The following is a 12,589-nucleotide window of genomic DNA, read 5'->3' as shown; positions in this document are numbered from 1 at the left end:
TATCCCTTTTTATAAATACAATACTTATGAATATTTTAAATACTTTTTTTGAAGCAATTCAATCAGTAAATATTAATTTAATAGAAACGCTTTTAAAAAGATTTCCAAAACTTGCAAACGCACAAGATAAACGAGGATTTACTCCCTTAGTTTTTGCTACGTATTTTGATAAAATAGAAATTGCTAAAACTTTAATTAAAAAAAATGCCAATGTAAATCATAAAGATGCAAAAGGTAATACTGCCTTATTAGGTGTAGCTTTTAAAGGCAATGTTGATATAGCTGAACTTTTATTAAATAACGGTGCAAACATTAATGAACAAAACAATCTTGGTTATTCTCCTTTAATTTTTGCTACAATGTATAACCAAACAAATATGGTTTCTTTTTTATTAAAAAATAATGCAGACTTGTCATTAAAAGATAATGAAAACAAATCTGCATTAGATATAGCAATTGCTAAAGATTATAAAGAAATTATTTCTCTATTAAATGTTAAAGAAATTATTTACTCGCAAATAATTTAATATCGTTTTTAGAAACTTCTTTTTCACCAAGAATAATTAAACGTTCTACAACATTTCTTAATTCTCTAATATTTCCTGTCCAATCATATTCTTGTAACAATTGTATTGCATCACTAGAAAATGATTTCATAGGAGTTCCTTGTTCCTTAGAAATTTTTTCAGCAAAGAAATCTACCAATAAAGGTATATCTTCTCTTCGGTCATTTAATGCCGGAACTTTAATTAAAATAACTGCTAAACGATGGTATAAATCTTCTCTAAAACGACCTTCAGAAATCTCTTTCTTTAAGTCTTTATTAGTTGCAGCAACTATACGAACGTTTACTTTTATATCTTTATCAGACCCTACTCGTTGAATTTTATTTTCTTGTAAAGCACGTAAAACTTTTGCTTGTGCTGACAGGCTCATATCACCAATTTCATCTAAAAAAATTGTTCCGCCGTTGGCAGCTTCAAACTTACCTGCTCTATCTTTATTTGCCCCTGTAAAAGATCCTTTTACATGTCCAAAAAGTTCACTTTCTATTAATTCTGAAGGAATTGCAGCACAGTTTACCTCAATCATGTTAGCTTTTGCTCTGTCTGACTTTTCATGTAACCAGTGCGCAACCAACTCTTTTCCGGTTCCGTTTGGCCCCGTAATTAAAACTCTTGCATCTGTTGCAGCAACTTTTTCAATGATTTCTTTAATGTGAGAAATTGCGTCGCTTTCGCCAATCATTTCGTAGTTCTTGCTAACTTTCTTTTTTAGTCGTTTGTTTTCTACAACCAACTCTTTTTTATCAAGCGCATTACGAACTGTATTTAACAAACGGTTTAAATCTGGTGGCTTAGAAATATAATCAAAAGCACCCAAACGCATTGTATTTACGGCTGTATCTAAATCTCCGTGACCAGAAATCATAACCATTGGAACTTCTGGCTTTATTTTTTTAGCTTTCTCTAAAACCTCAACACCATCCATTTTTGGCATTTTAATATCACATAAAACTAAATCGTAATCTTCTTTAGCAATCATTTCTATTCCCACTAAACCATCTTCAGCTTCTTCAACTTGATAGCTGTCGTTTTCTTCAGAAATGATCTTTTTTAAAACTCTACGTATTGCAGCTTCGTCTTCTATAATTAATATTTTACTCATATCTTTTTGTATACTTTAAAGTCTTCAATAATTAAGCCAAAATTTATTCTTTAACAATATGAACTGTTCTTTGAGGAAATGGAATAGAAATATTATTTTCTCTAAATTTTTTATCTATTGCAAAACGAATGTCGCTTTGAGGAATAACCGCTTGGTAACTATCACTTAATGTAAAAACTAACTTAAATTCTAAAGCATTGTCTCCAAAGTTTTGAAAAATCACTAGCGGTGCTGGATGATCGTATACTTTAGGATGTTCTTTAGCAGCTTGAATTAAAAGACTTTTAACCAACTCCACATCACTTCCATAAGCCACACCAATAGTTACATTTTCTCTAGTTGTTTTTCCGTTTTGTGTCCAATTATATAAACTATTAGTTAAGAATTTATGGTTTGGGATTATCAAAACTTTATTATCAATTGTTACAGCTCTTGTTGTTCGCAATCTTATTTCTTCAACTTTACCAACTTTTCCTTCAATTTCTATAATATCATTTACATGTAAAGATTTGTCAATCAAAATAAAAACACCCGACATTATATCTTGAAATAAAGTTTGTAATCCTAAACCAATACCAACTAATAACGCTGCAGAACCCGCTAAAAGAACACTTACATCTATCCCAGAAGACTCTAATGCTACAATTAAAACAATAGTGTAAACAAAGTATTTAATAAAAGAATAAATAGCTTTGAATTTGTCTTTGTCTTCTTCGTTTAATTTTCTATTAACAATTCTCTTTACAGTTTTTAATACTATTCCTGTAATAAAGAAAACAAATAATACAAATAAAATTGTTTTAATATCAATATGAATTGTATCATTAATCTCAAAAGAAAGATTTAAAAATTCTTTAAGTGTTTTCATAAGATATGATTATCCGTTATAACGAATCCATTTCCATAAGTCTTTATATGTTGGCTTTTTACCATACATCAAAATACCTACTCTATAAATTTTTGCTGCCAACCAAACTACTGCTAAAAATGTTACAATTAAAATTGCCATAGAAATTACTATTTCCCACCAAGGCACTCCAAAAGGAACACGCATTAACATTACAATTGGACTTGTTAATGGTATGTGGGAAAACAATACAGCAATTGGTCCATGAGGATCATTTATTACAGTAAAAGCACCTACATAAACTGCTAACATTAATGGCGCCATAATTGGCATCATAAATTGTTGTGTATCTGTTTCATTATCAACAGCGGCTCCAATGGCTGCAAATAAAGAACTGTACAACATATAACCTCCTAAGAAATAAAATACAAACAAGAAGAATAATGTCATCCAAGGTAATTTCCTGATTTCTAAAAACACATCTGCTTTATTTCCTAATAACTCTTTCATTTTTGCCGCTTGCTCAATATCTACATCTTGAGAAAACACTTTAGAAGCATCAATTCCTAAGAACATAGAAACTGCAATAGAACCAATCATTAATAAAATTCCCCAGATAAAAAACTGTAACAAACCAGCAGAAGCGTTACCAATAATTTTACCCATCATTAATTGAAATGGTTTTACTGATGAAACTATAACTTCTATAATTCTACTTGTTTTTTCCTCAATTACACTTCTCATTACTGATGTTCCGTAAATAATTACAAACATCATTAACATATAACCCGCTAAAGAACCAACACCTACTTTCATTCCGTTGATCATTTTAGAAGATTTTTCTCCAGAAAAATTATACATTTTTATGTTTGAAGTAATTCTTGAAGCAGCTATTTTTTCTAAATTGATACCTAATTTAGTCATTTTTAGGTTTCTTAAATGTGTATTTACATTACGTTCAATATTTTCTATTGTGTTTAAACCTGGAGTATCTTTTGAATAAAACTCAACCGACTTTGCTAATACTTCTAAGCTATCTAACTTCGGAATAAATAAAACACCATAATGATTACCTTCTTCTACTTTCTTTTTAGTTGCTTCAATTCCAACTTTGGTATAATCTTGATATTTTATAGTTTCTGTATCTTCAAAATTCTCTTTTGAAAAGATTCCTGAATTGTCTACATAAACAATTTCTTTAATTTTTTGGTCGTTCTTTTTCATTAAGAAAACAACCAAAACCATCATACCAATCATTATTAATGGACTTAAAAAAGTCATCATTATAAACGATTTATTTTTTACTTTCGCATTAAACTCGCGCCCTATAATTAATTTTAACTTATTCATTTTTCTTAGCTGTTTTTATTTACTGCCTGAATAAAAATATCGTTGGCACTTGGTATTAATTCTACAAAATGTTGCACTTGACCTCTGCTTGTTAAAAACGATAATAAATCGTTAGCAGAATTTCCTTCCGTTAATTTAACATTCATTGTTAAACCATCGTTTAGCAATTTAAAATCCGCAGGAAAAACCTCAAAACTTTCTTTTAGTTTTTGCTGAACTTCCGCTGGATTGTCTGTATTTAAACCAATTTGAAAAGTATTTGTTCTAAACTGACGTTTTATATCCGCTAATTTTCCATCTAAAATTTTGTTAGATTTATCAATTAATGCAATTTCATCACACATTTCTTCAACAGATTCCATTCTATGTGTAGAAAAAATAATGGTTGCGCCTTTATCTCTTAATTGTAAAATTTCTTGCGCAATTAATTGTGCATTAATTGGATCGAATCCAGAAAAAGGCTCATCAAAAATCAATAATTTTGGCTCGTGTAAAACAGTAACAATAAATTGTACTTTTTGCGCCATTCCTTTAGAAAGTTCTTCAATTTTTTTATCCCACCAAGTAGAAATATCAAATTTATCGAACCAATATTTTAAGCGTTTTTTTGCTTCAGCTTTACTCAAACCTTTTAATTGTGCCAAGTATAATGCTTGCTCACCTACTTTCATAGATTTATATAAACCACGCTCTTCTGGTAAATAACCAATATGTTCTACGTGGTTGGGAGCTAACTTTTCTCCATCTAAAATTACCTCACCACTATCTGGCATTGTAATTTGGTTTATAATTCTAATAAGTGATGTTTTACCTGCTCCATTTGGTCCAAGTAACCCAAAAACACTTCCTTTTGGAATGTGAATAGACACATTATTTAATGCGGTAAAATCTCCATATCGTTTTACTACATTATTAATTTCTAATAAGTTATTCATTGATTTCTTTTGTTGATTAGTTGCTGATGTAAGTTTTTCAACAAAGACAAACTTACATATTTTACAACTAATTAGTAGTACTTACATTCAATTTGTTACATAAAAAGTTATGTTAAATTTACTATGCATGCATAACTTTTTTACAATTTACTATGCGTGCATAGTAAATTTAACTATATTTGTCGATAATGAGTAAAGACACAACAATAGATCATCAATTAAGAGCTACTTGGCAAGCAGTTGCAAAAATGTATAATGAGCAGGCTGCTAATCATAATAGTACAATGGCAACCGCTTTTGTATTGCTTAATATTGATAGTGAAAATGGAACACCTTCTACTTCATTAGGACCTTTAATGGGAATGGAACCAACTAGTCTTTCGCGTATTTTAAAAGCAATGGAAGACAAAGGTGCTATTTCTAGAGAAAAAAATCCTGACGATGGAAGAAGCGTAATTATTAAACTAACCGATTATGGTAAAGAAATGCGTGAAGTTTCTAAAGGACACGTTTTTCAGTTTAATAATAAGATAAGAGAAAATGTTACCGAAGAAGAAATAGCATGTTTCTTTAAAGTAACAAGTACAATTAACAAACTAATTGCAGACAAGTTAATTTATAATGAAGTTAACAAGAAAGCAGTATAAAATAAATTAATATCAAAATGACTAGAAGAATAAAAAAAGTAGCAATTATAGGTTCCGGAATTATGGGATCTGGTATTGCTTGTCACTTTGCAAACATTGGCGTAGAAGTACTTTTATTGGACATTGTTCCAAGAGAATTAAACGACAAAGAAAAAGCAAAAGGATTAACATTAGAAGACAAAGTTGTTCGTAATCGCTTAGTAAACGATGCTTTAACAGCTTCATTAAAATCGAAACCTTCTCCTATTTATAGTAAGAAGTTTGCTGAAAGAATTACAACTGGTAATTTAGAAGATGATATTGCTAAAGTAGCAGATGTAGATTGGATAATGGAAGTTGTTGTAGAGCGATTAGATATTAAGAAAATCGTTTTTGAAAAATTAGAGAAGTACAGAACTCCTGGAACTTTAATTACTTCTAATACTTCTGGTATTCCAATTAAATTTATGAATGAAGGAAGAAGTGAAGATTTCCAAAAGCATTTTGCGGTAACTCACTTTTTTAATCCACCAAGATATTTAAAACTTTTTGAAGTTGTTCCAGGCCCAAATTGTGATCCTGCTGTTACAGATTTCTTAATGGAATATGGTGATAAGTTTTTAGGTAAAACTTCAGTTTTAGCTAAAGATACGCCTGCTTTTATTGGAAACAGAATTGGAATCTTCGGAATTATGAGTTTATTCCACGTTGTAAAAGACATGGGCTTAACTATTGAAGAAGTAGATAAATTAACAGGACCAGTTATTGGCCGCCCAAAATCGGCAACTTTCAGAACAATTGATGTTGTTGGTTTAGACACATTGGTTCATACGGCAAATGGAGTAAAAGACAATTGTCCTAATGACGAAATGAGAGATCAGTTTGTAATTCCTGATTTTGTGAACCATATGATGGAAAACAAAATGTTAGGAAGTAAAACCAAACAAGGTTTTTACAAAATGACAAAAGATGCTAATGGTAAAAGAAACATCTTATCATTAGATTTAAATACATTAGAATATAGAGAAAAGAAATCTGCAAAATTCGCAACGTTAGAGTTAACGAAAACGATTGATAATGTTACAGACAGATTTAAAGTATTAGTTGCTGGTAAAGATAAAGCTGGTGAGTTTTACAGAAAATCTTTCGGAGCAATGTTTGCGTATGTTCAAAATAGAATTCCAGAAATTTCTGACGAATTATATAGAATTGATGACGGTTTAAGAGCTGGATTTGGTTGGGAACATGGACCTTTTCAAATTTGGGACGCAGTTGGTATTGCCAAAGGTGTTGAGATTATGAAAGCAGAAGGACATGAAGTTGCTTCTTGGGTTACTGAAATGTTAGAAAAAGGAGAAACTTCTTTTTATTCAGTAAAAGACGGAGCAACATATTATTATGATATTCCTGCAAAAGCACAAGTTAAAAAACCAGGTCAAGATTCATTTATCATCTTAGACAACATCAGAAAATCAAACGAAGTTTGGAAAAACTCTGGTGCAGTAATTGAAGATTTAGGAGACGGAATTTTAAATTTAGAATTCCAATCTAAAATGAACACAATTGGTGGTGATGTTTTAGCAGCAGTTAATAAAGCAATTGATTTAGCTGAAACAAATTATCAAGGTTTAATTGTAGGAAATCAAGCAGCAAATTTTTCAGTTGGAGCAAATATCGGAATGATATTTATGATGGCTGCAGAACAAGAATATGCAGAATTAAATCAGGCAATTAAATACTTCCAAGATACAATGATGCGTATGCGTTATTCTTCAATTCCAACTATTTCTGCTCCTCACGGAATGGCTTTAGGTGGTGGTTGTGAAATTTCATTACACGCAGATAAAGTAGTTGCAGCAGCAGAAACGTATATGGGATTAGTAGAATTTGGAGTAGGTGTTATTCCAGGTGGTGGTGGTTCTAAAGAAATGGCATTACGTGCTTCAGATACGTTCCGTAAAGGAGATGTTCAGTTAAACGTTTTACAAGAAAATTTCTTAACAATTGGTACGGCAAAAGTAGCAACTTCAGCTTATGAAGCATTCGATTTAGGATTACTTCAAAAAGGAAAAGATGTTGTTGTAGTAAATAAAGACCGTCAAATTGCAGTTGCAAAGAAACATGCAGTCTTAATGGCAGAAGCAGGTTATACACAACCAGCTACTCGAAATGATGTATTAGTTCTTGGTAAACAAGCTTTAGGTGCCTTTATGGTAGCTACAGACTCTATGCAAGCAAGTAGATTTATTTCAGAACACGATCAAAAAATAGCAAACAAATTAGCCTATGTAATGGCTGGTGGAGATTTATCAGAACCAACAAAGGTTTCTGAACAGTATTTATTAGACTTAGAACGCGAAGCTTTCTTAAGTTTATGTACAGAGCGCAAAACATTAGAGCGTATTCAACACATGTTAAAAACTGGTAAACCATTAAGAAACTAAGAAGATGAAAACAGCATATATAGTACAAGGATATAGAACCGCCGTAGCAAAGTCTAAAAGAGGTGCGTTCAGATTTAAAAGAGCTGATGAATTAGCTGCTGAAACGATTCAGCATTTAATGAAAAACTTACCAGAATTCGATAAAAAACGTATTGACGACGTAATCGTTGGTAATGCAATGCCAGAAGGTTCTCAAGGATTAAATATGGCTCGTCTAATCTCTTTAATGGGATTAGAAATTGAAGATGTTCCTGGTGTAACCGTTAACCGTTTTTGTTCTTCAGGACTAGAAACTATTGGTATGGCAGTTGCAAAAATTCAGTCAGGAATGGCAGAATGTATTATTGCAGGTGGAGCAGAAAGCATGAGTTCTGTACCAATGACAGGTTTTAAACCAGAATTAAACTACGATACAGTTGCTGCAGGTCATGCAGATTATTACTGGGGAATGGGAAATACTGCGGAAGCAGTTGCAGATAAATTTAATGTCTCTCGTAAAGATCAAGATGAATTTGCTTTAAACTCTCATTTAAAAGCTTTAAAAGCACAAGCTGAAGATCGTTTTCAAGATCAAATTGTTCCAATTGAAGTTGAAGAAACATTTGTGAATGCAGAAGGAAAAAAAGTAACAAGAAAGTATACTGTAAACAAAGATGAAGGACCAAGAAAAGGGTCTAACATTGCAGGTTTAGAGCGTTTACGTCCAGTATTTGCTACTGGCGGAAGTGTTACTGCTGGTAATTCATCTCAAACAAGTGATGGTGCAGCATTTGTAATGGTCATGAGTGAAGATATGGTGAAGGAATTAAACATAAAACCAATTGCAAGAATGGTAAGTTATGCTGCTGCTGGTGTTCCTCCAAGAATTATGGGAATTGGACCTGTTGCTGCTATTCCAAAGGCATTAAAACAAGCCGGATTAAAACAAGAAGATATTAGCTTAATTGAATTGAATGAAGCATTTGCTTCTCAATCTTTAGCTGTAATTCGTGAGTTAGGTTTAGACGCAGATATCATTAATGTTAATGGTGGTGCAATTGCATTAGGACATCCATTAGGTTGTACAGGAGCAAAACTATCTGTTCAGTTATTTGATGAAATGCGTAAGCGTAACATGCAAGGAAAATACGGAATGGTAACAATGTGTGTAGGTACAGGTCAAGGTGCTGCAGGAATTTTTGAATTTCTAAACTAAAATAAATTATGTCTGGTCGAGCGCAGTCGAGACCTTAATATTCCAGACACTTAAACATAGTTCTCGACTGCGCTCGAACTGACAAATAATAAAATATAAAATAAAATGAGTACTGAAACTACAAACAAAGACATTTTACGTGGTGGGCAATTCTTAGTAAAAGAAACTGCTTGTGAAGACGTGTTTACTCCTGAAGATTTTTCAGAAGAACAACTAATGATGAAAGAAGCTGTAACAGAATTCACAGAACGTGAAATAGTTGCACACAGAGAGCGTTTTGAAGCTAAAGATTACAAACTTACTGAAGAAGTAATGAAAAAAGCTGGAGAACTTGGCTTTTTAGGTGTTGCTGTTCCTGAAGAATATGGTGGATTAGGAATGGGCTTTGTTTCTACAATGCTTACTTGTGAGTATATTTCAAGCGGAAATGGTTCTCTAAGTACTGCTTTTGGTGCGCATACAGGAATTGGTACAATGCCAATTACTTTATACGGAACTGAAGAGCAAAAGAAAAAATACGTTACTAAACTTGCTACTGGTGAGTGGATGGGCGCTTATTGTTTAACAGAACCAGGTGCAGGATCTGATGCAAATTCAGGAAAAACCACGGCAACTTTATCTGAAGATGGTAAATCCTATAAAATCAACGGACAAAAAATGTGGATTTCAAATGCAGGTTTCTGTAATTTGATGATCGTTTTTGCTCGTATTGAAGACGATAAAAACATTACTGGTTTTATTGTAGAATATGACCCAGCTAATCCAAACGGAATTACTTTAGGTGAAGAAGAACATAAATTAGGTATTAGAGCAAGTTCTACACGTCAAGTATTTTATAGTGATACTGTTGTTCCTGCAGAAAATATGTTATCTGTAAGAGGTGGTGGATTTAAAATTGCCGTAAACGCATTAAACGTTGGTCGTATTAAATTGGCCGCAGCTTGTTTAGATTCTCAAAGAAGAGTTACAACTACTGCTTTACAATACGCAACAGAAAGAAAACAATTTAAAACTCCTATTGCAAACTTTGGAGCTATTAAAGCAAAATTAGCTGAAATGGCCACAAATACCTATGCAGGTGAGTCTGCTAGTTATAGAGCTGCTAAAAATATTGAAGATAGAATTGCAATGCGTTTAGAAGCAGGAAATTCTCATTCTGAAGCAGAATTAAAAGGTGTAGAAGAATATGCAATTGAATGTTCTATCTTAAAAGTAACTGTTTCTGAAGATGTACAAGCTTGTGCAGATGAAGGAATTCAGATTTTTGGAGGAATGGGATTCTCTGAAGAAACGCCTATGGAAGCTGCTTGGAGAGATGCAAGAATTGCTCGTATTTACGAAGGAACTAACGAAATTAACAGAATGTTATCTGTTGGTATGTTAGTGAAAAAAGCAATGAAAGGGCACGTAGATTTATTAGGACCAGCAACTGCTGTTGGAAATGAATTAATGGGAATTCCTTCTTTTGATACGCCAGATTACTCAGCTTTATTTGCTGAAGAAAAAGAGATGATTGCTAAATTAAAGAAAGTCTTTTTAATGGTTGCAGGTTCTGCAATTCAGAAATTTGGACCAGATTTAGACAAGCACCAACAATTATTAATGGCGGCTGCTAACATTTTAAATGAAGTATACATGGCAGAATCAACCATCTTACGTGCTGAGAAAAACGCAAAACGTTTTGGAGAAGATGCACAAGCAGGACAAATTGCAATGGCAAAATTATACTTATACAACGCTGTAGATATTATTACTAAAAACGGAAAAGAAGGTATTGTTTCTTTTGCTGAAGGTGATGAGCAACGTATGTTATTAATGGGGTTAAAGCGTTTTACTAAATACGCAAACCATCCTAATGTAGTTGCATTACGTAATTCTATTGCAGAAAAATTAACAGCAGAAAACAAGTACTGCTTCTAAATTTAGTAGGCAGTTTGCAGTAGCAGTATTCAGTCTCACAACTGCAAACTGCAACTGAATACTGAATACTGAATACTGAATATTGACATAAAGATTTTCTTAAACTTTTAAAGGTTTTAGAATTTAGTTGTTTGTTTGAAACCGCTTCTGAAGAGAAGCGGTTTTTTTATGTAAACAAAACTAAAATAACGCGTTATAATTAATTAAATATCAATACTTTTGCACGAAATTTGAAAACATACAGATGAAACGCATAAAACAATACAAAAAACTTTTTAACGTAGAAGGAGCTATTGATTTGAAAGAATTAAAGAAAACCTACAGAGGTTTAGTGAAGCAATGGCACCCAGACAAGTTTACTGACGAAGATAAAAAGGAAGAAGCAGATGTTATGAGTACTCAAATTATTGATGGTTATCATTTTTTAGTAAGCATTGCTCCTGAAACTAAGGAAGCTAATTTAGACGCTTATAAAACTACAATTACTGAATTTCAAGTAGCTGATTGGCATCATAAAAGTATGTTGTTAGAAGTTACTTTTACTGATGGAAATAAATATGAATACTTTGGTGTTAGTAAAATACTTTTCGGAAAATTCATCAATGCTAAATCTATGAATAACTTTGGTAAAAGAAATATTTTTAACAAATTTATTTATAGAAAATCTATGAAAGCTTCTGTTGAAGTTTAAAATACATATTTATAAAATTGAAAAATCCCAAGCTTTTGCTTGGGATTTTTTTTATGGTGATTTGTTTAAAAAAAAAGTAAAATTCTATTTGTTATATCCGTTGTTAGCAAAAGTTTTTTGTTTTCAGTTATATCTTTGAAATTTATTTATTGAATGTGAGTGATTAAAACCATTCCTTTTTTCATCTGCTGTAGTTATAACAATCCAAGAATTTCTTAAGTCCATATATTTGTCATAATAAGGTATTTCAAATTTTAGTTTTGAGATATCAATGGAGTCTTTCAAAGAATTAATTGTTTTTCCAATATTTATTGGTTCACTATGATTATAAATTGTCCAATTTCCTTTTTCCTTATTAGTATATCTTCCTAAACTTAAAAAGATTTCTCCAACAGTATAAGTCTTGTTATTAAATTTTGGATTGATTTTTATACTACCTTTTTCAATGGTTATTTTTAGTTTTTTTTCATAAACTTCTATTTTCCCATTTCCTTTTATAAGAGTAGCTAAGCAACAATTGTCAAAATAAAAAGGAATATTTTTTGAAATTATTTTCCCGCCATTTATCCTTGTTGTTGAACAATTAGATAGAGTTAATAATAAAATTAGGTTTATAAAAATAAATTTTATTTGTTGCGTTAAGTTATTGAATGGAGATTTTTTCATTTTAATTTTTGCTAACTCGTTTTATAGTAACTTTTATTACTTATATCCCGTAAATTTAACAGGATAAAATACTTTTTAGATTACTGTTTTCACGTAAATATAATTCTTTAATTTTTGTTATGCAATAGAAGATTTAAACAATAATTAGGAAATACTAAAATAATATTCAGCAATTAATTGGCAAGTACGTTTAGCCCAGATTGAAGTGGCATCCTTTTGCTTTTTCAGCAAAAGATATAACGGAAAG

The 12,589-nt window shown here is 31.5% G+C and carries 11 protein-coding genes; 6 read left to right on the top strand and 5 right to left on the bottom strand.

All coding sequences use genetic code 11. The annotated features are described in order from the left end of the window. Positions 1-26: 26 nt before the first annotated feature. Positions 27-527, top strand: coding sequence for an ankyrin repeat domain-containing protein (locus tag LPB136_RS00815; RefSeq protein WP_072554316.1), 501 nt, complete (start codon positions 27-29; stop codon positions 525-527). Here the strand turns inward: LPB136_RS00815 and LPB136_RS00810 are convergent. Genes LPB136_RS00810 through LPB136_RS00795 form a run of 4 tightly spaced genes read right to left on the bottom strand, consistent with a single transcriptional unit; the run spans position 505 to position 4,800 of the window. After that, the gene (locus tag LPB136_RS00810; protein WP_072554315.1) at positions 505-1,668 is read right to left on the bottom strand and encodes a sigma-54-dependent transcriptional regulator; all 1,164 of its coding nucleotides are present in this window, start codon (positions 1,666-1,668) and stop codon (positions 505-507) included. The two genes, LPB136_RS00815 and LPB136_RS00810, sit on opposite strands and share 23 nt — an antisense overlap. Before the next feature lie 43 nt (positions 1,669-1,711). Then, the gene (locus LPB136_RS00805; protein ID WP_072554314.1) at positions 1,712-2,536 is read right to left on the bottom strand and encodes a mechanosensitive ion channel family protein; all 825 of its coding nucleotides are present in this window, start codon (positions 2,534-2,536) and stop codon (positions 1,712-1,714) included. Positions 2,537-2,545: 9 nt separating this feature from the next. Further along, positions 2,546-3,865, bottom strand: coding sequence for an ABC transporter permease (locus LPB136_RS00800; protein ID WP_072554313.1), 1,320 nt, complete (start codon positions 3,863-3,865; stop codon positions 2,546-2,548). 5 nt (positions 3,866-3,870) lie between these two features. Next, the gene (locus LPB136_RS00795) at positions 3,871-4,800 is read right to left on the bottom strand and encodes an ABC transporter ATP-binding protein (RefSeq protein ID WP_072554312.1); all 930 of its coding nucleotides are present in this window, start codon (positions 4,798-4,800) and stop codon (positions 3,871-3,873) included. Between the two features lie 188 nt (positions 4,801-4,988). On the opposite strand from LPB136_RS00795, the gene LPB136_RS00790 reads away from it, so the two are divergent. The 5 genes from LPB136_RS00790 to LPB136_RS00770 all read left to right on the top strand — a co-directional run bounded on the left by LPB136_RS00790 (position 4,989) and on the right by LPB136_RS00770 (position 11,676). Continuing rightward, a complete protein-coding gene (locus LPB136_RS00790; protein WP_072554311.1) occupies positions 4,989-5,447 on the top strand; it encodes a MarR family winged helix-turn-helix transcriptional regulator in 459 nt (152 codons plus the stop codon). 17 nt (positions 5,448-5,464) lie between these two features. Continuing rightward, entirely contained in the window at positions 5,465-7,870 is a 2,406-nt protein-coding gene (locus LPB136_RS00785; protein ID WP_072554310.1) for a 3-hydroxyacyl-CoA dehydrogenase/enoyl-CoA hydratase family protein, read from the top strand. Between the two features lie 4 nt (positions 7,871-7,874). Beyond that, complete coding sequence (locus LPB136_RS00780) at positions 7,875-9,065, top strand: acetyl-CoA C-acyltransferase (RefSeq protein WP_072554309.1); 1,191 nt, start codon at positions 7,875-7,877, stop codon at positions 9,063-9,065. Positions 9,066-9,170: 105 nt separating this feature from the next. Further along, positions 9,171-10,985 carry an acyl-CoA dehydrogenase family protein gene (locus LPB136_RS00775; RefSeq protein WP_072554308.1) on the top strand — a complete coding sequence of 605 codons (1,815 nt, stop codon included), beginning with the start codon at positions 9,171-9,173 and terminating at the stop codon, positions 10,983-10,985. Between the two features lie 244 nt (positions 10,986-11,229). Continuing rightward, positions 11,230-11,676, top strand: coding sequence for a KTSC domain-containing protein (locus tag LPB136_RS00770; protein ID WP_072554307.1), 447 nt, complete (start codon positions 11,230-11,232; stop codon positions 11,674-11,676). A 123-nt stretch (positions 11,677-11,799) separates the two neighbouring features. Here the strand turns inward: LPB136_RS00770 and LPB136_RS00765 are convergent, their stop codons facing one another. Further along, a complete protein-coding gene (locus LPB136_RS00765) occupies positions 11,800-12,342 on the bottom strand; it encodes a hypothetical protein (RefSeq protein WP_072554306.1) in 543 nt (180 codons plus the stop codon). Positions 12,343-12,589: the final 247 nt, after the last annotated feature.

The organism is Tenacibaculum todarodis, from assembly GCF_001889045.1.
In the GTDB taxonomy this organism is placed as follows: Bacteria; Bacteroidota; Bacteroidia; order Flavobacteriales; family Flavobacteriaceae; genus Polaribacter; species Polaribacter todarodis.
The sequence above is the reverse complement of the archived record's forward strand: the minus strand, read 5'-3'. Positions and strand labels throughout refer to the sequence as shown.

Bases quoted from the DNA above. Each gene is read 5' to 3' on its own strand.
- LPB136_RS00815 (WP_072554316.1), top strand. From the start codon at position 27: ATGAATATTTTAAATACTTTTTTTGAAGCAATTCAATCAGTAAATATT.
- LPB136_RS00810 (WP_072554315.1), bottom strand. From the start codon at position 1,668: ATGAGTAAAATATTAATTATAGAAGACGAAGCTGCAATACGTAGAGTT.
- LPB136_RS00805 (WP_072554314.1), bottom strand. From the start codon at position 2,536: ATGAAAACACTTAAAGAATTTTTAAATCTTTCTTTTGAGATTAATGAT.
- LPB136_RS00800 (WP_072554313.1), bottom strand. From the start codon at position 3,865: ATGAATAAGTTAAAATTAATTATAGGGCGCGAGTTTAATGCGAAAGTA.
- LPB136_RS00795 (WP_072554312.1), bottom strand. From the start codon at position 4,800: ATGAATAACTTATTAGAAATTAATAATGTAGTAAAACGATATGGAGAT.
- LPB136_RS00790 (WP_072554311.1), top strand. From the start codon at position 4,989: ATGAGTAAAGACACAACAATAGATCATCAATTAAGAGCTACTTGGCAA.
- LPB136_RS00785 (WP_072554310.1), top strand. From the start codon at position 5,465: ATGACTAGAAGAATAAAAAAAGTAGCAATTATAGGTTCCGGAATTATG.
- LPB136_RS00780 (WP_072554309.1), top strand. From the start codon at position 7,875: ATGAAAACAGCATATATAGTACAAGGATATAGAACCGCCGTAGCAAAG.
- LPB136_RS00775 (WP_072554308.1), top strand. From the start codon at position 9,171: ATGAGTACTGAAACTACAAACAAAGACATTTTACGTGGTGGGCAATTC.
- LPB136_RS00770 (WP_072554307.1), top strand. From the start codon at position 11,230: ATGAAACGCATAAAACAATACAAAAAACTTTTTAACGTAGAAGGAGCT.
- LPB136_RS00765 (WP_072554306.1), bottom strand. From the start codon at position 12,342: ATGAAAAAATCTCCATTCAATAACTTAACGCAACAAATAAAATTTATT.